The following is a 19531-nucleotide window of genomic DNA, read 5'->3' on the forward strand; positions in this document are numbered from 1 at the left end:
AGATTGCCGGTGTTTTCGCGACCTGAGCCACAGTGATTCTCGAGGCGGGGAGGCGAGGCCTCCCCGTAGCGTTTTTGGAAACTACATGAATATTCTGATCGTTGGGCCCAGCTGGGTCGGTGACATGGTGATGGCGCAGACACTGTTCCAGTGCCTGAAACAGCGTCATCCGCAGTGCGAAATCGACGTCCTGGCCCCCGAGTGGAGCCGGCCGATCCTTGAGCGTATGCCCGAGGTACGCAAGGCCTTGAGCTTCCCGCTCGGCCACGGCGTGCTGGAGCTGGCGACCCGTCGGCGCATTGGCAAATCCCTGGCCGGTCAGTACGACCAGGCGATTGTGTTGCCCAATTCGTTGAAATCGGCACTGGTGCCGTTTTTCGCGGGCATCCCCAAGCGCACCGGCTGGCGTGGCGAGTTTCGCTACGGCCTGCTCAACGACGTGCGCACCCTGGACAAAGAGCGCTACCCGCTGATGATCGAGCGCTTCATGGCCTTGGCCTACGAGCCTGGGACCGAGTTGCCCAAGCCGTATCCACGACCGAGCCTGCAGATCGACCCGCTCACCCGCGAAGCGGCGCTGGCCAAGTTCGGCCTGAGCCTGGACCGACCGGTATTGGCCCTGTGTCCGGGGGCCGAGTTCGGTGAGTCCAAGCGCTGGCCGGCCGAGCATTACGCCCAGGTTGCCGAGGCGAAGATTCGCGAAGGCTGGCAGGTCTGGCTGTTCGGCTCGAAAAAAGATCATCCGGTGGGCGAGGACATCCGCTCACGGCTGATCCCGGGCCTTCGGGAAGAGTCGGTAAACCTCAGCGGCGACACGTCCCTGGCCGAGGCCATCGACCTGTTGTCCTGCGCCGATTCGGTGGTCTCCAACGACTCCGGCCTGATGCACGTGGCCGCGGCCCTGAATCGCCCATTGGTGGCGGTCTACGGTTCCACCTCGCCGGGCTTTACGCCACCGTTGGCCGACCAGGTCGAAGTCGTGCGGCTGGGTATCGAGTGCAGTCCGTGCTTCGACCGCACCTGTCGCTTCGGTCATTACAATTGCCTGCGCCAGCTCATGCCATCGTCGGTGAACGAGGCCCTGGAGCGTTTGCAGGGCACACCCGTGGAGGTTCGGTAACTTGCGGGTATTGCTGATCAAGACCTCTTCGCTGGGGGATGTGGTCCACACCCTGCCGGCGCTGACCGACGCGGCGCGGGCGATTCCTGGCATCAAGTTCGATTGGGTGGTGGAAGAAGGCTTTGCCGAAATCCCCACCTGGCACCCGGCCGTGGGCAAAGTCGTTCCGGTAGCGATCCGTCGCTGGCGCAAGAACCTCTGGCACACCATCAAGAGTGGCGAATGGCGACGCTTCAAGCAGAGCGTGCGGGCCGAAAAGTACGACCTGGTCATCGACGCCCAAGGCCTGCTGAAAAGCGCCTGGCTGACTCGCTACGTCAAGGCTCCGGTGGCCGGTCTGGATAAAAATTCGGCGCGTGAACCCCTGGCGGCGCGCTTTTATTCCCGGCGCCTGGCGGTGGCCCGTGGTCAGCATGCGGTCGAGCGCGTACGGCAGCTGTTTGCCCTGGCGCTGGGGTATGACTTGCCGCAGACGCTGGGTAACTATGGCCTCAACGTCGACCGATTGGTGGAATTGCCACGCCCCTATCCCTACGTGGTGTTCCTGCACGGCACGACCTGGGAGTCCAAGCATTGGCCCGAACTTTACTGGCGGCAGCTCACCGAGCGCATGGGGCAGTTCGGCGTGGTGGTAAAACTGCCGTGGGGCAACCCCGCCGAAAAGGCCCGGGCCGAACGCATCGCCAACGGGTTGCGCAACGCCCTGGTGCTGCCGAAGCTGAACCTCGGCGGCATGGGCAAGGTGCTTGCCGGTGCCCAGGCCTGTGTGGCTGTGGACACCGGTCTCGGTCATCTGGCTGCGGCCCTGGACGTACCGACCATTTCGTTGCTTGGCCCGACCAATCCGGTGCTGACCGGCGCCTACGGCAAGGGCCAGATCCATCTCGCCAGCGATTTCCCCTGTGCGCCTTGCATGCAAAAGCAGTGCACTTACCCACCCACCGCCGAAGATGCCCGGCGGTTTGACCTGAAACGCGAGCAGCCCCTGTGCTTCACGCGTCTGAACCCCGAGCGTGTTGCCAGCCACCTGAGCACGTTATTGGCTGAGGAGTCGCGCTGATGCAATTGGCTTTTGTCCTTTATAAGTACTTCCCCTTCGGTGGCCTGCAGCGTGACTTCATGCGCATCGCCCTGGAGTGCCAGCGACGCGGTCACCAGATCCGCGTCTACACGCTGATTTGGGAAGGTGACGTGCCGCCCGGCTTCGAGGTGCTGGTCGCGCCGGTCAAGGCGCTGTTCAACCATCGCCGTAACGAGAAGCTCAGTGCGTGGATGGAGGCCGACCTGGCCAAGCGCCCGGTGGACCGTTTGATCGGTTTCAACAAAATGCCCGGCCTGGACGTGTACTACGCTGCCGACGGCTGCTTCGAAGACAAAGCGCAGAACCTGCGCAATTCGCTGTACCGGCGCTGGGGCCGCTACCGGCATTTCGCCGAGTACGAGCGGGCGGTGTTCGCCAAGGATGCCAAGACCGACGTGCTGATGATTTCCGAAGTCCAGCAGCCACTGTTCATCAAGCACTACGGCACACCGCTTGAGCGCTTTCACCTGCTGCCGCCGGGCATCGCCCAGGACCGGCGTCGGCCCGCCGACGCCGACGAGATCCGCGCGGCGTTCCGGGCCGAATTCGAACTGGCCGATGACGACCTGCTGCTGGTGCAGATCGGTTCCGGGTTCAAGACCAAGGGCGTGGATCGCAGCCTCAAGGCCCTGGCCGCGCTGCCCGCCGAATTGAGAAAACGCACCCGGTTGTTTGTAATCGGCCAGGACGACCCCAAGGTATTCCAACTGCAGAGCGCCGCACTGGGGCTCGGTGATAATGTGCGGTTCCTCAAGGGGCGCAGCGACATCCCGCGTTTCCTGCTGGGTGCCGACCTGTTGATCCATCCAGCGTACAACGAGAACACCGGCACCGTACTGCTCGAAGCGCTGGTGGCCGGATTGCCGGTGCTGGTCAGCGCGGTGTGTGGGTACGCCCATTACATCGCCGAGGCCGACAGTGGCCTGGTGCTGGACGAGCCGTTCGAACAAGCCCAGCTCACCGAGTATCTGGGCCGCATGTTGAACGATGCCGATGCCAGGACGGCCTGGAGCCGCAACGGTCTGGCCTTCGCCGAGACGGCCGACCTCTACAGCATGCCGCAGCACGCGGCCGATGTGATTTTGGCGGAGCACACACAATGAAGTTGATGCTGGCCGAACCGTTCAAGAGCCTTTGGGCCGGGCGCGATGCGTTCACCGAAGTCGAAGCGCTCAAGGGCGAGGTCTATCGTGAACTGGAAGCCCGGCGCACCTTGCGCACGGAGGTGGACGGTCGCGGCTTTTTCGTGAAGATCCACCGTGGCATCGGTTGGGGCGAGATCTTCAAGAACTTGTTCACCGCCAAGCTGCCGGTCCTCGGGGCAGGGCAGGAGTGGAAGGCTATCCAGCGTTTGCAGGAGGCTGGCGTGCCGACCATGACCGCTGTCGCCTACGGCGAGAAGGGCAGCAATCCGGCGGACCAGCACTCGTTCATCGTCACCGAAGAGCTGGCGCCGACCGTCAGCCTCGAAGACTTCAGCATCGACTGGGTCAAGCAGCCGCCGCCACCGGCACTCAAGCGTGCCCTGATCGCCGAAGTGGCGCGCATGACCGGCATGATGCACCGCGCCGGGGTCAACCATCGCGACTGCTACATCTGCCACTTCCTGCTGCACACCGACAAGCCGGTGACGCCTGCCGACTTCAAGCTTTCGGTGATCGACCTGCACCGTGCCCAGACCCGTCCAGCCATTACCGCTCGCTGGCGCAACAAGGACCTGGCGGCGCTGTATTTCTCGGCGCTGGACATTGGCCTGACCCGGCGGGACAAATTGCGTTTTCTCAAGGGCTATTTCCAGCAGCCGTTGCGCCGGATCCTCGCGGAAGAGGCGTCGCTGCTGGCCTGGCTCGAAGGCAAGGCCAACAAGCTGTATGCCCGCAAGCAGCGATACGGGGACGCGCTCTGATGTCAGGTTGGACACTGGAGCCGGCCTACGCCGACCTGGCGCAGGATTTCGGCAGCCTCGAGGCGGTCTTCGCGTTGCAAGGGGAGCGTTTGACCCGTGATCCGTTGTCAGAGGTGATCCGGGTGCAGCGCAACGGTGTGAATTACTACGTCAAGCGCTACGTCGGGGCGGGCAAGGGCTTGCGCCGTTACCTGGGCAGGCCGCGGGTCAAGTCCGAATGGCAGAACCTCAAGCGCTTCGCCAAGTGGGGCATCCCTACCGCCGAAATCGTCGCCTGGGGCCTGGAGCGAAACGGCGCGGCCTATGCCCGTGGCGCGATGATCACCCGCGAACTGCCGCATACAGAAGACCTCTCGGCGCTGGCCGAGCGTTGCGATCCGAGGCTGGCCGACCGCGCCTGGGTTGAAGGCGTGAGCCGGCAACTGGCCGGTTACACACGGACCATGCACGAGCAGCGCTTCACCCATAATGATCTGAAATGGCGCAACCTGCTGGTCGATGACCAGGCGAAGCTGTTCTTGATCGACTGCCCGAACGGCGACTTCTGGCGCGGCTTCTGGCTCAAGTACCGCATCACCAAGGATTTGGCGTGCCTGGACAAAGTGGCCAAGTATCACTTGTCGGCCACGCAGCGCCTGCGGTTCTACCTGCAATACCGCCAGCGCGACCGGCTCAATGCGTGCGACAAGAAACGCATCCGTCACGTGGTGAGATTTTTCGAGGGGCGTGAATGACTGATTTTCTGGCCGCTGAAGACCGGGCGTTGTTGCAACGTCATGGCCTGGACAGCTTCGAGGCCTTGTGGGCGCGGCAACTGGACGCGGTGGACGTTCCCAACACCTTGGGTGACGGCTGGAGCAGTGTGTTCCGGCTGGACCTGGAGGGGCAGGGCTATTACCTCAAGCGCCAGAGCAATTACCTGACCCGGACCTTGTCCCACCCGTTTGGCGAGCCGAGTTTTTCCCGGGAGTTTCGCAACATCAGCCGATATCGCCAGTTGGGGATTCCGGCCCTGCAAGCGGTGTTCTATGGTCAGCGCAAGGTGAATGGCGAGGTGCGAGCGGTCTTGCTGACCCGAGCCCTGGACGGCTGGGATGACCTGGATTCACTGCTGCGGCGCTGGTCGACCCTGACGGCGGCGCAACGCACCACCATTTTGAAAGCCTGCGGCCAGTTGGCGCGGCGTCTGCACGGCATGCATCAGGTGCACGGTTGTTTCTATCCAAAACACATCTTTCTGCAAGCCAGCGATAGCGGTTACCAGGCGCAATTGATTGATCTGGAAAAGACCCGGCCACTGCTGTTCGGCCTGCGAGATCGGATCAAGGACCTGGAGCCGTTGCTGCGTCGCGCCTCGATCTGGAGTCACGACGAGGTGCGCCAATTGCTGTCTGTTTATCTGGACCAGCCGCTCGACGGAGCGCTGGTCGATAGCTGGATGACCCGCCTGACCATCCGGCGCAGCCACAAGGAAGCCCGTTGATGCACTTGTCCGAACTGAAGAACGCCGGCCGCAGTCCCAGCCTGCCCCTGAGCCTGGAGCTGGCCGATGCCGCCGGTCCGGCGAAGTTGCAGCTGCTTTCGCTGTTGCGTGTGTTGCCGGGGCAGCGTTACGTTGGCGCGGGCGTCTGGCGCGGCCGGCCGGTGCTGGCCAAGTTGTTGGTGGGCAGCAAGGCCGCCCGGCATTTTCAACGGGAACTGCAAGGCGTGCGCCTGCTGGCGGAGCAAGGGTTGACGACGCCGCTGTTGCTCGCCGATGGCCTGAAAGAGGGTGAAGGCGGCTGGTTGTTGTTCCAATTGCTCGAAGGCGCCGAGAGCCTGGGGGATGCCTGGAAACAGGTCGAGCACCTGCCATTGCTGGCTGACGAGCAAACGGCGGTATTGGCCGAAGCCCTGGGCGCTATCGCGCAATTGCACAGCAAAGGCCTATGGCAGGAAGACTTGCACCTGGACAATCTGCTGCGTCACGACGGCAAGCTCTACTTGATCGACGGCGCCGGCATCCGTGCTGAAACCCCAGGTCAACCGCTGTCGCGGCAGAAAGTCCTGGAGAACCTGGGAGTGTTTTTCGCTCAGCTTCCCAAAGCCCTCCAGCCGTTCAATGAAGAGCTGTTGGTGCATTACCTGCTAGGCAACGCCGAACACGCGCTGCCCATGGAAGCGCTGCAAAAACAGATCGACAAGGTGCAAGCCTGGCGCCTGAAGGATTTCCTCGCGAAAGTCGGGCGCGAGTGCAGCCTGTTCAGCGTGCAACGCGGGGCGTTTGGCCTGCGGGCGATCCGCCGTGATGAAGAAGCGGCCATGACACCGGTGCTAGAGCAGGCCGATGCATTGCTCGACCAGGGACACCTATTCAAGACCGGCGGCGCGGCCAGTGTCGGCAAAGTCGAGGTGAACGGTCGCACCTTGGTGATCAAGCGCTACAACATCAAGAACTTCGCCCATTGGCTCAAGCGCTTCTGGCGCCCGAGTCGCGCCTGGCATTCCTGGCGCGAAGGCCATCGCCTGGCCTTTCTCGGCATCGCCACGCCCAAGCCCCTGGCTCTGCTGGAAAAGCGTTTCCTGTGGCTGCGTCGCGGTGCGTACCTGGTGACCGAATACCTGTCCGGGTCCGACATCATCGAGCGTTTTGCTCCCTACGTGGAAAACGGTGACGCCCCCGAGACGGAATTGCTGGCGCTGGATCGCTTGTTCGCGGACCTCATCCGCGAACGCATCAGTCACGGCGACTTCAAGGGCCACAACCTGTTCTGGCAGCAAGACCGCTGGGCGTTGATCGACCTCGACTCGATGTGCCAACACCGCACCCACGCCAGCTTCGCCCAGGCCTACGCCCGTGATCGCGCGCGGTTCATGCGTAATTGGCCTGAGGACAGTGGGTTGTATCGGGTGATTGATCAGCGGTTGCCTAGAGAGGCCAATAGCGTCTCTTCTACCCTGTAAATCACAGGTGAAGGCCCTGTTTACTTAAGGCCCTCAGGGAACCCTGTGGCGAGGGAGCTTGCTCCCGCTGGGCTGCGCAGCAGCCCCAAAACCATTCAACACGGTGCACCTGTAAAACCGTTAGCAGGTTTACGACTGCTGCGCAGTCGAACGGGAGCAAGCTCCCTCGCCACAGGACCGGGCTTGGCTCCCAATAAAGCCACTCGCCGCTTGTCGCTAGAGGCTTAAGGCCGCTTTTAAGCTATAATCCCGCCCTTTAGCTGCCCCGTGCCCTGGGCGCGCGGCACATCAATTTTTCGCGGCGCTTGTCGCCCATATGCAGACATAAGAGGCTAGACCCCTGTGGCATTGACGATTCTTGGCCTGTCCGGCGCCCTTAGCCATGATCCTTCCGCTGCGTTGTACATTGACGGCAAGCTGATCGCAGCGGCCGAGGAAGAGCGCTTCGTACGCGATAAACATGCAAAGAACCGCATGCCCTACGAGTCGGCGAAGTTCTGCCTGGAGCAGGCCGGTATCAAGCCTTCCGACGTCGATGTAGTGGCGATCCCCTTCGCCCCGATCAGCCTGTTCGGCGAGGCGCGCTGGCACTATGCCAAGCGCTACTGGTACGCCCCGGACCGGGCCCTCGACGCGATCCTGATGGGCAACCGTCGCTACAAGCGCTATCGCCGCAAGATCGTCTGGTGCCTGGAGCAACTGGGCTTCGATCCGAAAAAAATCAAGATCGAGCCGGTCGAGCATCACCTGGCCCACGCCTCCAGCGCCTATCACTGCTCGGGCTTCCAGGAGAAAACCGCGATCCTGGGCATCGACGGCAAGGGCGAATACGCCACGACCTTCTTTGGCTACGGCGAAAACGGCAAGATCCACAAGATCAAGGAATTCTTCGATCCGGACTCCCTGGGCGGCCTGTACGGTGCGATCACCGAATTCCTCGGCTTTGAAATGCTCGACGGCGAGTTCAAGGTCATGGGCATGGCGCCCTACGGCGATGCCAGCAAGTACGATTTCTCGCGCCTGGCTTCTTTTGAAAACGGCGAGCTGGTGATCAACACCGACTACGCCAACGTGATCGGCTTGCGTCGCTATAAAGAGAAGGGCAAGGGCTTCTACTTCTCGCCGAAGCTGATCGAATGGCTCGGCCCGAAACGCGAAGGCGACATCGCCGACGAGCCGTACATTCACTACGCGGCGAGCATGCAAGCGCTGTTCGAGAAGCTCGCGCTCCAGATGATCGACCACTACCTGGGCGACGTGCTCAAGGAAACCGGCAAGCTGGCCTTCGCGGGTGGCTGCGCGTTGAACGTCAAGTTGAACCAGAAAATCATCGCCCGTGACGACGTCAAGGAGCTGTTCGTGCAACCGGCTTCCGGCGACGCCGGTACTGCTGTGGGTGCTGCGGCTTATGTGTCCCACGCCCGTGGCGTACCCGTAGAGAAGATGGAACACGTCTACCTCGGCCCGGCCTACAGCAACGAAGATGTGATCGCTGCATGCGCCCGTCATCCGAGCAAGCCTGCGTGGCGCAAGATCGACAACACCCCCGAGCGCATCGCCAAGATCATGGTCGACGGCAACCCGGTGGCCTGGTTCCAGGGGCGCATGGAGTTTGGCCCGCGGGCCTTGGGCGGTCGTTCGATCATCGGTTGCCCAAGCGCCAGCGGCGTGGCCGATCGCATCAACGAGCAGATCAAGTTCCGCGAGCGCTGGAGGCCTTTCTGCCCGTCGATGCTCGACACCGTTGCGCCGCAGATGATCAAGGTCGACCACCCGGCGCCGTTCATGACGTTCACCTTCGAAGTGGCCGAAGAATGGAAAACCCGCGTTCCGGAAGTCGTCCATGAAGACGGCACGTCTCGGGCCCAGGTGCTCAAGCGCGAATACAACCCGCGCTACTACGACATGATGAAGGCCCTGGAAGTCCTGACCGGCAACGGCGTGTCGCTGAACACTTCGCTCAACCGTCGTGGCGAACCGATGATCTGCTCGCCCACCGACGCGCTGAACATGTTCTTCGGTTCCGATCTGCAGTACCTGATCATGGAAGACATCCTGGTGGTCAAAGATGGCGTGGACGCTTATGACTGAGACGTTGATCAGCGTTGTCATCCCTGCTTATAACTACGCCAAGACATTGCCGCGTGCGGTGAACTCTGTTGTGGCGCAGTTGGGAGATGCTCCAGCTGAACTGCTGGTGATCGATGACGGTTCAACTGACGCGACGCCACAAGTGCTGGAACAGCTCCAGGCTGAACATGCGAATTGCTTTCGAGTTCTGCGTAAACCCAATGGTGGTCTATCTTCGGTTCGTAATCGCGGGATCGAGGAGGCACGAGGGCCATACATGATCTTCCTGGATGCCGATGATGAGATGGCTCCAGGCGCGCTGGCTGCGGTGGCCCAACATATCGCCAGTCATCCCGAGAGCCGTTTTATCATTGGTGGGCACTGGTCGGTGTTTGCCGATGGCCGTCGGGTCCAGCATCGCGTAAAACCCTTGCCTGCCACACCGCGCGAACGTGTGCGTGGCTACTTGCTGGACAAGACGGTGACGCTGTCCAACGGTGCCTGCGTGATGCATCGCGATGTGTTTGTGCCGGGCAATTACCCCGAGCACTTGCGTAACGTCGAAGATATCCCGGTGTTTGCCCAGGTGTTGGCGCGTTTCCCGTGCAGCGTTCTCGATCAGCCGCTGGCGTTGATCTATAAGCATGATGACAGTATGCGGCACGACCTCAAGCAAAGCCTGGCGGCGGGCATTGGGATGGTTGACGAGGTGTTTTCCCCTGCGCGCTTACCTGAACTGCAGGACTTGCGCCAGGCTTTCATGGCTCAGCGCTGCCTGTCGTTGTTCCGTGATTGCTACACCGCTGGCGACTATGTCAACGCCAGGGCTTTTTATGTTCAAGCTGTGCGCACCGATATTCGTTCTCTCACGCGTTGGCCCTATACCCGCAAGGCCATTCGGTTGTTGTTCAAATGAGTGCGCCGTTGTCCGGCGAAGGAGTGCTCCAGGTTGATGGATGCTGGGCGCAAAAGGCACGGGAGCTGGATCGTTATCGTTGGAAGTTGCTACGCGAGCGTCATGGTCGCTTTGGCAGCCTGCTGCGCCTGGTTCGTGATGTGCTCGTCGATGTTGCTGTCGGGATACGCGCCAAAGCGTGCTTGAGTGGTTCGGTCGACCCCATGCACTGTGAGGTGCTGTTGCTGCATTCGGCCCCCAAGTCCATGGCATTGCAGCGCAAGAATATTTTGATCGAGGCCCTGCGCGAGCGCGGACACCATCTGAAGGAAGCCGCTTTACGCTCGCCGTCAGATGCTTGCGCGCAGCGAATGCTTGTGGCACCTGCGCAGTCTGTACCGCTGCGATATCTGGTATACGCGGCCCATGCCCAGTGGTTAGTGATGACCTATCAGCCCAAGGTGTTGATCAACGAGCGCAACGGAAGTCTCCATGCGCCATTTCTGCGCCTGGCATTGGCTGCGCGTGGCGCTCGACTGCTGCATCTGGCCCACGCCGCGACGCTGGAGTCTTCTCGGCGGCTGGCGATGAACGACTTTGATTTCTACGGCGTCTTTGGGCGCAGTTCGCTCGTTGCCTTGCAAGAGCGAACCTTGCGGTTTGGTGAGTCGACAGTCGTGCTGGTCGGGTCCTACCTGGTCGATGAAACCTATGATCTGCCTGTCGCCGACCCGGCGCTCCGAACGGTGTTGGTTTTGGGGGTTGGTCCTGATCGGGAGAAAGACTCGGGCTACCAGAACACCTATCAGTTATTGTGCGATTGGGCCGAGCGCAATCCGCACTATCGCGTACTGTTCAAGCGTCACCCGCGTAGCAAGGCGCAATTCTGGAGCGCTGCTGCCGAGCGATTGGCCAACGTAGAACTGCTGGATATCACGTGCTCGCTAGCCCAGGCGCTGGCCCAGGCCAGCGTTGTGATCAATATCATGTCCAATGCCGGTATCGAGGCAGGGTTGGCGGGCCGGCCGGTGATCCATGTGAACGCGGGCAGTGATCAGGACATTTTTTCCCATTCGCTTTTTTTTGGACCTCAAGTTCGTGATGAACCTGAATTGTCCCGTCAGTTGCAGGCGCTTGAGTGCGACTACCAGGGGCATGTGGCCCGAGCCCGCCATTTCGCCGATTATCACTTGGTGTACGGTTCTCAGGGATTGGCGAAAACCGTTCAACTAGTCGATAACCTGTTGCACGACGTAGAGCCTGTGCGGGACTTCGAGACCTTCAGGCTGCCTGCAGTCGGTTGACCTCGGGGGTAGATGGCTTAAGCGTTGAGCGCCAGCCTCACTTCCAGTTCATTGCACAGGTGTTGGTGGGTCATGTAGTGCTCCAGGAACTGGTTGTCCTTGAGTAGCCAATCGCGCTCCTGCCGATAGCGCAACATATGCTTGAAATTGCGCAGGCGCAGGCCTTTGCGAAGCGGCTTGCGGTAGGTGCGCAGATCAGCAATGTCGATCAGTCCCAACGTGTTTTGCGGCGTCAATACGACGTTGCCCAGGTGCGCGGAGCGAAAGTAGATGCCGTTCTGATGCAACCGTGCAACGAACTCTCCCAATCGCGCCTGAAGATCCTCATTAGTATCCACGTTCAGCAGTTGACGCAGGGTGTAGCCAGGCAGTGGAGTGTAATGGACGGCATCGCACTTGATGCTGGGGATGCGATAAACTTGGAGAATTTCCGGGCACTCGATGCCGCGTTCGCGCAGCGTTCGGCAGTTATCGGCGAAGCGCTTGGCGTAAGGAGCCCAGAGCGCGGAGGTCAGCAGGCGTTTGCGACGAAACAGCTTGAGTATCGAGCCATCAGTCAGGCGCAGGACTTTATCCCCTTTACCATCGGCTTCGAGAACCTCGGCACCTTCGCGCAGGCTGAGATAAAGTGCATGGTCGAGCGTTTGCATCAGTGCTCCAAAAACTGGCCCGATGGATGAGCCGCAGGCTATGTTACCGCAGTGTGCATGCTGCAAAAACAGCTGTGGTATAGTCGCGCCACATTTCAAAGGATCCCGGCGCTGTCCATGGGGTCGCCTGGACTCTGTCACAGAGTGTTGGTTCTGATCCATGTTGCTATTCGCCATGCGTCGGCTGGCGTGTAGGTGCTGCCTATCTTCTGGACACTCCATGACGACAATGCTGTTCATTTCCTTGGCCGCTCATCAAGGCCTTTATTTCAATCGGTTGCTCAACGAAACAGAACTACAAGGCAAAGTAGTTACCCCTTCACAGATGCCTTGGTTCGGGGCGCTCCAGATATCCAGGATCCTTTCTCGCATCGACTGGGAGAGCTTGATCGAAGAGAAATGCGAGGAGCGTCGCGTCAAGAACAAGAGCAATGGTCGGCTTTACCGCCTACTGCTACGTCTTGAACTTTTTGGGATGGCACTGCGGGCCCAGGCTTTGCTCAATCGTGAGCGTCCTGATGCATTGGTATTCTGGAATGGTTCCCATCGCTATTGCCGATTGCTGACGGCGCTGGCCCCGTCGAGTTGCAAGACGTTCTTTTTCGAGAATGGCCTGTTGCCCGATACCACGACGGTGGACCCCAAGGGCGTGAATTACCTGAATGCGGTTCCGCGTGAGGCCGATTTTTACCTCAACTATCCTTACCTCGTGCCTGAAAACCAGGCCGCACCAGTGCTGATCCCCCGTCCGCCTCGTACCACTGGCCCGGCACCCATTGCGCTGCCGCAGCAGTTCGTCTTTGTTCCGTTTCAAGATGACCGAGATAGCCAGGTTCGGCTGTTTTCTCCCTGGATCAGCAACATGCGCGAGATGTTTGCCTTGGGCGAACGACTGGCTAAAGAGACGGGGCTGACAGTGGTGTTCAAGGAGCATCCGTCCAGTCGAGAGACGTATCCAGAACTGCATGAGCGTACCGGTGATCGTGTGCTGTTCGCCAACGGTAACTCTACCCAGCAATTGATTGAGTCCAGTCTTTTTGTGATGACGATCAATTCGACGGTTGGCCTGGAAAGCCTGCTCCTGGGCAGGCCCGTGCTTACCTTGGGCCAAGCGTTTTTCAACATAGAGGGGCTGGTGATGCATGCCGACACCGCTGAGCAGGCGGTGGAATTGGCGCGTGCATTCCCGCGATGGCCGCTTGACGAGCAATTAAGACGTAACTTCCTGCACTACCTTAGCGAGCACTATTGCATTAAGGGGGGCTGGAAGAACGCAGATAAAGCTCAGTTGCAACGAGTTGCCGATCGAATGCTGGGGAAAAGTTAAGTGCTGTCAGAAATGAAAAGGTTTATTAGCAAGGATGTCCTGGCGGTGTGGGCATCCATCGGGCTCCTCATTTTGTTATGTGGCCCGTGGGTACTGCCGAGCAACAAACTTTATCACCAGATGTTGATTGTGCTGCTCTGGCTGCCCGCCTTGCTGGCGCTGGTTCATCGGGATTTTCGCCTGTTACTCAAACAGCCGGAGTGCATTTTTTTCCTCTTGTTCGTTGCCTGGACGTTCCTGGTATTGGCGGTCGAGGGGGGCGATAACGTGTTCGGCAAGGTCAAGGTGACATTCTATGTAGCCTTGACCTTGGCAGGCGTGTTGCTGGCGGCACAGAACCGCCAATGGCGGCTAGAGTCCATGTTGTTGTACGCATCGATTATCGGTGGTGTTTTTGCTGCCGCTTCTTGGGTGTATTTTTATGGTCTATCCGCGCGGTCTTTGCACTCCCGGGTGATCGCCATCGGCTTATGGGACACCGCGATCATGGCGGCGCACGCGGTGGGCGCCTTGGCAATCATGGGCGCGTTCACACTGCGAACCAGGCGCTTCCCTCCTGTTGTGATGGCGTTGCTGCTGATCCCAGCGATCGGATATGCGCTGTTTCTGGGCTTCAGCCAAACGCGTGGTGTTTGGATCGGCTTGGTCGTCTGTTTTTTCGTTATGGCCGTAGCGCGACCGTCACGCCTGGGAAGCGGCCTGATCCTTCTGGGGGCGTTGGGAGTGGCGTGCATTGCTCTATTCAAACCCGAGATTCTATTGCAGCGTGGCGTCTCTTACCGTCCCGAGCTATGGCGAGGTGGTATTCAGTTGATTCTGGACCACTGGGTAACGGGGTTGGGATTCAATGAGTACCTGATTCCGGTCCCTGAAATAGCGAGGTCCTTCAAGCATCCCCATAACCTCTTTCTGGATACCGGAGTGCGTCTCGGGGTGCCTGGCCTGCTGTTGTTCGGCTGGCTGTGGCTGGCGGCTGGCTGGCGCGGCTGGATTTCGCGAGCCCAGCCGCTGGGTCAAGTGTTGCTGGCACTCTGGGTTTTTTCCGGAGCGTCGTTGCTGACCGATGGCATCGGTCTCTGGCTCAAACCGAACGCCGATTGGTTGATCACTTGGCTGCCGATTGCTTTGAGTATTGTGTTGGCCGCTCGGGGGAGCGCTGAAACCGAACGCTCCACCCAGAGCGTTTCTGTTTCCTGATGCTTATGACGCGAAAGCGAATTGCTATCGCTGTGCTGCCCAGTCGTTCAGTCCTGACTGCGCCGGTGTTGTAATTCGTTCGCTGTTACAATCTACATCTTGTCTCTTTTTTCAAACGTCCGAGGCGCACCGAATGGCCAATTCCGACCAGCAGTCGAGCATGACGATTTACCTGCGGTTGCTGAAATACGTGCTCCCGTACTGGGGTGCTTTCGCCATCAGTATTATCGGTTTCGTGCTGTTCGCATCCAGCCAGCCGATGCTGGCAGATATGCTCAAGCATTTTCTCGATGCCTTGCAGAAGCCCAACGACACTCAGTTCATGGGCGTTTCGCTGGTGCTCGGCGTGCCGTTGTTGATCGTGCTCATTGCCGTCTACCAAGGCATAGGCTCATTCCTGGGTAATTACTACCTGGCCAAGGTTGCCCGTGGCGTTGTCCACGACCTGCGTTGCGCCCTCTTCGACAACCTTTTGACCCTGCCCAACCGTTACTTTGACAACCATAACTCCGGCCATCTGATATCCCGTATTACCTATAACGTGACCATGGTCACCGGTGCCGCCACCGATGCGATCAAGGTGGTGATCCGTGAGGGCCTGACGGTGGTGTTCCTGTTCGGTTATTTGCTGTACAGCAACTGGAAGATGACGCTGGTATTGCTGGCGATTCTGCCGGTTATTGCCATTCTGGTGAGTAGCGCGAGCAAGAAGTTTCGTAAACAGAGCAAGAAAATCCAGGTGGCGATGGGCGATGTGACCCACGTGGCCTCGGAGACGATCCAGGGCTACCGTGTGGTTCGCAGCTTTGGCGGTGAAAGTTACGAAATCGAACGGTTTCACAAGGCCAGTGCCGATAACATGAACCGCAGCCTGGGTATGACCCGGACCCAGTCGATCTATACGCCGATGTTGCAGTTGGTGATCTACATCGGCATGGCCGTGTTGATGTACCTGGTGCTTTACCTTCGCGGCGACGCTTCTGCCGGCGAATTGGTTGCTTATATCACCGCCGCCGGTTTGTTACCCAAGCCCATCCGTCAGTTGTCGGAAGTCAGCGCCACCATCCAGAAAGGGTTGGCCGCAGCAGATAGCATTTTCGAGCAGCTCGACGAGGAACCGGAAGTCGATACGGGGACCAAGGAGATGGCTCGTGTCAACGGGCGTCTGGAAGTGCGTAATCTGAGCTTTCAGTATCCGGGTACCGAGAAGATCGTGCTCGATGACATTTCCTTTACGGCCGAAGAAGGTCAGATGATTGCTCTGGTGGGGCGTTCGGGCAGCGGAAAGTCGACCTTGGCCAACCTGATCCCGCGTTTCTATCACCATGACCAGGGCCAGATCCTGCTCGATGGTGTGGACGTCGAGCAATACAAACTTACCAACCTGCGGCGCCACATCGCCCTCGTGACCCAGCAGGTCACTCTGTTCAACGACAGCGTCACTAATAACATCGCTTATGGTGACCTTGCCGATGCGCCGTTCGAATCTGTGCGCAAGGCGGCCGAAGATGCCTACGCCGCCGAGTTCATCGAACAGATGCCTCAGGGGTACGACACGCTGGTGGGCGAAAACGGCGTCCTGCTTTCCGGAGGGCAGCGTCAGCGTCTGGCGATAGCCCGTGCGCTGCTCAAGAACGCACCGTTGTTGATTCTGGATGAGGCGACCTCGGCCCTTGATACCGAGTCCGAGCGCCACATCCAGGCAGCTTTGGATCAAGTGATAAAAGGGCGCACCACGCTGGTGATTGCTCACCGCTTGTCGACTATCGAGAAGGCCGACTTGATCCTGTTGATGGACAAGGGGCGCATCGTCGAGCGCGGTACTCATGCCGAGTTGCTGGCACTCAATGGCTTCTATGCCCGGTTGCACGAGAAAGATTTCGTCGAAGGTGCCGAAGAGGCAGCGAAGGAGTCCTTCGTTTGATTTTGAGTTACTGGCGGTCTTGGCGAGAAAGTGGTTGGACCCCCATTGATGCTGTGGCTTACGCCCAGGCCTGGCAACAGTTTGGTGGCAGTGTGGCAACTCATCCCAATGTGGTCGAGCGCCTGGCCGGGCTTGTAGGTATTCCGGTGCGTTACCTGGGGTGGTTCGTTGACGGGCAATTGTGTGCTGCGATCCCGACCTGGGGACGTCATGTGGCCTTATCCAAGGATGTGCTCAAGCGTGAAGGCAAGCGTGGCATGCTCGATCTTGGCAATGCCGAGGTCATCCTGCCGGTTGCCGAAGACGCTCGGATTCGTGTACGACATCGCATGCGCTATGTGTCCGAGCTCAATGCCCGGAACATGACTGGCCTTGTTGAGCAGCCTGAAGGTTTGGCGCTGGCCCGTGAACCCGAGGAATACAGTAAGAAGTTTCGTTACAACCAACGTCGCGAGCAGCGTTTGTTGGAGGATGCGGGTGGCAGTATCCGGCCTATGCTGGAGCTGAGCGCCAGCGAACAGGCGGCCATCTATGCAGACCTGTTCCAACGCCGCTGGAACTTCGAAGCCCCGGGCAAAAAACATCTGGCTGACGTGTTCGGCCTGATGCGTGAGTTCATGACCGGGTCCTTGATTTACCTGAACGACGAGCCGGTGGCTATTCAGATCCTGTACCGGGTCGAGGCACCCAAGTGGACCAGCCTTGAATACATCAACGGCGGCGTCGACCCGCAGAGTCGCGAGTTCAGTCCTGGCAGCGTGCTCAGTTTCGTCAATACCCAAACCGCTTGGGAGCAGGCCCGCGCCCTGGGCAAGCCGCTGCGTTATTCGTTCGGCCGTGCCGATCGCGAATACAAGGATCGCTGGTGTCACCGGGTTCCGGTCTATCAGGTTTGAGCGAGGGTAAACAGCCATGAGCGGACGCAAACAGCAATTGCTCAAACGCCATCGTCAACGCAAACGCCTGATACTGATTGGCATGTTGCTGGTGGCGTCGGCACTGGGTTTTTTTGTGTCGTGGTGGGCGTCGCCGCTTTTCCTGCTGTTGGGCTGGGTCGCCCACGAGGCCTGGTTTTGCGATCATCTGTTCTATGCTCCGGACGACGACTATCGTTATGACTTCCCTGCAGGCACGCTGCAGTTTTCTGCCATTTTGAACGATGGCCTCTTGCAGGTGGCGGGCGCGTTCAGCGCGGGGCAGACCCTGATTCTGCAAGTGCGGGTCAAAAGCCATTGGTTGGGGCGTTTTTTCGATCCTCAGGTATGGATCGGTGACGATCGCCAGGATCTGGAGCGTGGTGCCGCGGGGGAACGTTTCCTCAATCTGTCCGGACAGGATTCGCTACTGGCAAGCGGCGCCCTGAGAGTGCACGGCCGTTTTTGCAGTCTGGCGTCACAGGCGACCCTTCATGTCCTGAGCAACCCGGACTTTGGCCAGCAACGTTTGCTTATCATTGCTCCTCATGCCGATGATGCCGAACTCGCGGCTTTTGGTCTCTATAGTCGGGCGAGCGATGTGGCCATTGTCACGCTCACCCAGGGTGAAATCGAAGCCGATAACTATCGCGATATGGGCCTGGACATGGCTCAAGCCGCTCGTCTGAAGGGCCGCCTGCGTAGCTGGGACAGCCTGGCGGTACCGCTGTGGGGCGGGGTGGGGCAGCAGCAGTGTGTGCAATTGGGCTACTACTGCCTTCAGTTAGGGGCAATGGCGCAACAACCGGAGCGAAGCTTCGGCTCTCTGGAGTCGGGCGATAGTGATACTCGGGACGTGCGCCGGTTCAACGCCCTGAGTCTGCCCGGTGACGTTGACGGCCAGCCCAGTTGGCGCAACCTGGTGGCCGATCTGGTAGGACTGCTTGAGCATCACCGACCGGACGCGGTAGTGACACCTCATCCCGAACTGGATCCTCACAGCGACCATGTTGCCGGTACTCGCGCCTTGATGGAGGCAATTGAACTCAGTACCTGGCGCCCACGTACCCTGCTGCTGTATGCCAACCACCTGCACGATAACGACCGTTGGCCAATGGGTCCGGCAGGCTATGGTATCGCCTTGCCGCCAGCCATCGAGCCGTTGCCGGCCGATGGCCTATGGAGTCCGCTGCTGGATGCACCAACCCGTATGGACAAGGCGATGGCCTTAGGCATGCAGCACGATCTGCAGGGGCGTCCACCCTTCAAAAGACAGCTGCGGCGAATGATCCAGCGGTTGTTGGCCGGGCGTCGCTGGCCTCGTACCGGGGAGGATGAGTTTTTCCGCAAGGCGGTTCGTCGACATGAGCTTTTCTGGACGCGCCCACTGGATGTGTCGCCAAAGGATGATTAGCGAGCCGTCGACATGCGGTGTTCAGCCTATGCTTTGCTCTGGGCAATAAGTCGGTATGCGCGCGATGCAGCGCGGAGGCCGGTAAACCCCCAGGATTTCGATTTCAGGGAGAGACTCGGTTATGGACAGGACGACAAAGATATCGACATCACGGCCGGCTATCGGGCCTTCTGCGTTGACAGTCTCAGCGCAGGCCCGGGCGGCGATCAAATCCCAGCGACCGCGATGTATTTGGCTGACCGGTTTGTCCGGCGCGGGAAAGTCAACATTGGCCAATGCGTTGGAAGTACGCTTGCACGAGCTAGGCCTCCACACCTGCCTCCTTGACGGGGACAACCTGCGCCAGGGGTTATGCAGTGACTTGGGCATGAGCCCCGAGGCGCGCAAGGAAAACATCCGACGAATCGGTGAGGTGGCGCGATTGATGGTCGATGCTGGACTGATCGTCATTGTCGCGGCCATTTCCCCGTTTCGGGCTGACCGTGAGGCCGCACGGCAATTGTTCGCCCCGGACACTTTTCTCGAAGTTTATGTGAGCACGCCTTTTGACGTGTGTGCCAAACGAGATCCAAAAGGACTGTATCGGGAGGCGCGCGCGGGTAGGCTCAAGAATTTCACCGGGCTCGACAGTCCATACGAAGTGCCGCTGACACCCGCTTGCGAAATCGACACCGACAAGCTGGAGCTGGGCCAGGCCTGCGACCGGCTGTGGGCGCTATTGCACGACTAACGCATCCCGTCACCGCCATAGAAGAGCCTTGCGCCAACCCTGTGCTAATATCCCCG

At 59.7% G+C, this 19531-nt stretch carries 17 protein-coding genes; 16 read left to right on the forward strand and 1 reads right to left on the reverse strand.

Going from position 1 to position 19531, the window contains the following annotated elements; all coding sequences use genetic code 11:
- Positions 1-85: 85 nt before the first annotated feature.
- The 10 genes from waaF to BLU76_RS08680 all read left to right on the forward strand — a co-directional run bounded on the left by waaF (position 86) and on the right by BLU76_RS08680 (position 11319).
- On the forward strand, positions 86-1120 hold the full coding sequence (gene waaF / locus BLU76_RS08635; protein WP_072340041.1) for a lipopolysaccharide heptosyltransferase II: 1035 nt from the start codon (positions 86-88) through the stop codon (positions 1118-1120).
- Position 1121: 1 nt separating this feature from the next.
- Positions 1122-2180, forward strand: a complete 1059-nt coding sequence (gene waaC, locus BLU76_RS08640; RefSeq protein ID WP_092222380.1) for a lipopolysaccharide heptosyltransferase I — start codon at positions 1122-1124, stop codon at positions 2178-2180.
- Positions 2180-3304: a glycosyltransferase family 4 protein gene (locus BLU76_RS08645; RefSeq protein ID WP_092222382.1), complete on the forward strand. Its 1125-nt coding sequence runs from the start codon at positions 2180-2182 to the stop codon at positions 3302-3304. The genes waaC and BLU76_RS08645 overlap by 1 nt, the downstream gene beginning before the upstream one ends.
- Positions 3301-4107, forward strand: coding sequence for a lipopolysaccharide core heptose(I) kinase RfaP (gene rfaP / locus BLU76_RS08650; RefSeq protein ID WP_092146691.1), 807 nt, complete (start codon positions 3301-3303; stop codon positions 4105-4107). Before BLU76_RS08645 ends, rfaP begins: the two co-directional genes overlap by 4 nt.
- Entirely contained in the window at positions 4107-4841 is a 735-nt protein-coding gene (locus BLU76_RS08655; protein ID WP_092146689.1) for a lipopolysaccharide kinase InaA family protein, read from the forward strand. The genes rfaP and BLU76_RS08655 overlap by 1 nt, the downstream gene beginning before the upstream one ends.
- Positions 4838-5590, forward strand: coding sequence for a lipopolysaccharide kinase InaA family protein (locus BLU76_RS08660; RefSeq protein WP_063323224.1), 753 nt, complete (start codon positions 4838-4840; stop codon positions 5588-5590). Before BLU76_RS08655 ends, BLU76_RS08660 begins: the two co-directional genes overlap by 4 nt.
- The gene (locus tag BLU76_RS08665) at positions 5590-7050 is read left to right on the forward strand and encodes a lipopolysaccharide kinase InaA family protein (protein WP_092222384.1); all 1461 of its coding nucleotides are present in this window, start codon (positions 5590-5592) and stop codon (positions 7048-7050) included. The genes BLU76_RS08660 and BLU76_RS08665 overlap by 1 nt, the downstream gene beginning before the upstream one ends.
- 342 nt (positions 7051-7392) lie before the next feature.
- Complete coding sequence (locus tag BLU76_RS08670) at positions 7393-9141, forward strand: carbamoyltransferase family protein (RefSeq protein WP_092222386.1); 1749 nt, start codon at positions 7393-7395, stop codon at positions 9139-9141.
- Positions 9134-10036 (forward strand): glycosyltransferase family 2 protein, encoded by a 903-nt coding sequence (locus BLU76_RS08675; RefSeq protein ID WP_092222388.1) that lies wholly within the window; start codon positions 9134-9136, stop codon positions 10034-10036. Before BLU76_RS08670 ends, BLU76_RS08675 begins: the two co-directional genes overlap by 8 nt.
- Complete coding sequence (locus BLU76_RS08680) at positions 10033-11319, forward strand: glycosyltransferase family protein (RefSeq protein WP_063323221.1); 1287 nt, start codon at positions 10033-10035, stop codon at positions 11317-11319. The genes BLU76_RS08675 and BLU76_RS08680 overlap by 4 nt, the downstream gene beginning before the upstream one ends.
- Positions 11320-11336: 17 nt before the next feature.
- Here the strand turns inward: BLU76_RS08680 and BLU76_RS08685 are convergent, their stop codons facing one another.
- On the reverse strand, positions 11337-11969 hold the full coding sequence (locus BLU76_RS08685) for a BUD32 family EKC/KEOPS complex subunit (RefSeq protein ID WP_092146681.1): 633 nt from the start codon (positions 11967-11969) through the stop codon (positions 11337-11339).
- A gap of 220 nt (positions 11970-12189) precedes the next feature.
- Here BLU76_RS08685 and BLU76_RS08690 point away from each other — a divergent pair, with 220 nt between their 5' ends.
- From BLU76_RS08690 to cysC, 6 genes are all read left to right on the forward strand, one after another.
- The gene (locus tag BLU76_RS08690) at positions 12190-13296 is read left to right on the forward strand and encodes a capsular polysaccharide export protein, LipB/KpsS family (RefSeq protein WP_092146679.1); all 1107 of its coding nucleotides are present in this window, start codon (positions 12190-12192) and stop codon (positions 13294-13296) included.
- A gap of 12 nt (positions 13297-13308) precedes the next feature.
- Positions 13309-14493, forward strand: a complete 1185-nt coding sequence (locus BLU76_RS08695; RefSeq protein WP_092222390.1) for an O-antigen ligase family protein — start codon at positions 13309-13311, stop codon at positions 14491-14493.
- A gap of 133 nt (positions 14494-14626) precedes the next feature.
- Positions 14627-16417 carry a lipid A export permease/ATP-binding protein MsbA gene (gene msbA, locus BLU76_RS08700; protein WP_092222392.1) on the forward strand — a complete coding sequence of 597 codons (1791 nt, stop codon included), beginning with the start codon at positions 14627-14629 and terminating at the stop codon, positions 16415-16417.
- A complete protein-coding gene (locus tag BLU76_RS08705) occupies positions 16417-17313 on the forward strand; it encodes a GNAT family N-acetyltransferase (protein ID WP_092222551.1) in 897 nt (298 codons plus the stop codon). The genes msbA and BLU76_RS08705 overlap by 1 nt, the downstream gene beginning before the upstream one ends.
- A gap of 16 nt (positions 17314-17329) precedes the next feature.
- On the forward strand, positions 17330-18745 hold the full coding sequence (locus tag BLU76_RS08710) for a PIG-L deacetylase family protein (RefSeq protein ID WP_092222394.1): 1416 nt from the start codon (positions 17330-17332) through the stop codon (positions 18743-18745).
- Positions 18746-18866: 121 nt separating this feature from the next.
- On the forward strand, positions 18867-19475 hold the full coding sequence (gene cysC / locus BLU76_RS08715; RefSeq protein WP_063323215.1) for an adenylyl-sulfate kinase: 609 nt from the start codon (positions 18867-18869) through the stop codon (positions 19473-19475).
- Positions 19476-19531: the final 56 nt, after the last annotated feature.

This window comes from Pseudomonas sp. NFACC08-1, assembly GCF_900106735.1.
Classification (GTDB): Bacteria; Pseudomonadota; Gammaproteobacteria; order Pseudomonadales; family Pseudomonadaceae; genus Aquipseudomonas; species Aquipseudomonas fluorescens_Q.

Bases quoted from the DNA above. Each gene is read 5' to 3' on its own strand.
- waaF (WP_072340041.1), top strand. From the start codon at position 86: ATGAATATTCTGATCGTTGGGCCCAGCTGGGTCGGTGACATGGTGATG.
- BLU76_RS08645 (WP_092222382.1), top strand. From the start codon at position 2,180: ATGCAATTGGCTTTTGTCCTTTATAAGTACTTCCCCTTCGGTGGCCTG.
- rfaP (WP_092146691.1), top strand. From the start codon at position 3,301: ATGAAGTTGATGCTGGCCGAACCGTTCAAGAGCCTTTGGGCCGGGCGC.
- BLU76_RS08655 (WP_092146689.1), top strand. From the start codon at position 4,107: ATGTCAGGTTGGACACTGGAGCCGGCCTACGCCGACCTGGCGCAGGAT.
- BLU76_RS08660 (WP_063323224.1), top strand. From the start codon at position 4,838: ATGACTGATTTTCTGGCCGCTGAAGACCGGGCGTTGTTGCAACGTCAT.
- BLU76_RS08665 (WP_092222384.1), top strand. From the start codon at position 5,590: ATGCACTTGTCCGAACTGAAGAACGCCGGCCGCAGTCCCAGCCTGCCC.
- BLU76_RS08675 (WP_092222388.1), top strand. From the start codon at position 9,134: ATGACTGAGACGTTGATCAGCGTTGTCATCCCTGCTTATAACTACGCC.
- BLU76_RS08680 (WP_063323221.1), top strand. From the start codon at position 10,033: ATGAGTGCGCCGTTGTCCGGCGAAGGAGTGCTCCAGGTTGATGGATGC.
- BLU76_RS08685 (WP_092146681.1), bottom strand. From the start codon at position 11,969: ATGCAAACGCTCGACCATGCACTTTATCTCAGCCTGCGCGAAGGTGCC.
- BLU76_RS08690 (WP_092146679.1), top strand. From the start codon at position 12,190: ATGACGACAATGCTGTTCATTTCCTTGGCCGCTCATCAAGGCCTTTAT.
- BLU76_RS08695 (WP_092222390.1), top strand. From the start codon at position 13,309: ATGAAAAGGTTTATTAGCAAGGATGTCCTGGCGGTGTGGGCATCCATC.
- msbA (WP_092222392.1), top strand. From the start codon at position 14,627: ATGGCCAATTCCGACCAGCAGTCGAGCATGACGATTTACCTGCGGTTG.
- BLU76_RS08710 (WP_092222394.1), top strand. From the start codon at position 17,330: ATGAGCGGACGCAAACAGCAATTGCTCAAACGCCATCGTCAACGCAAA.
- cysC (WP_063323215.1), top strand. From the start codon at position 18,867: ATGGACAGGACGACAAAGATATCGACATCACGGCCGGCTATCGGGCCT.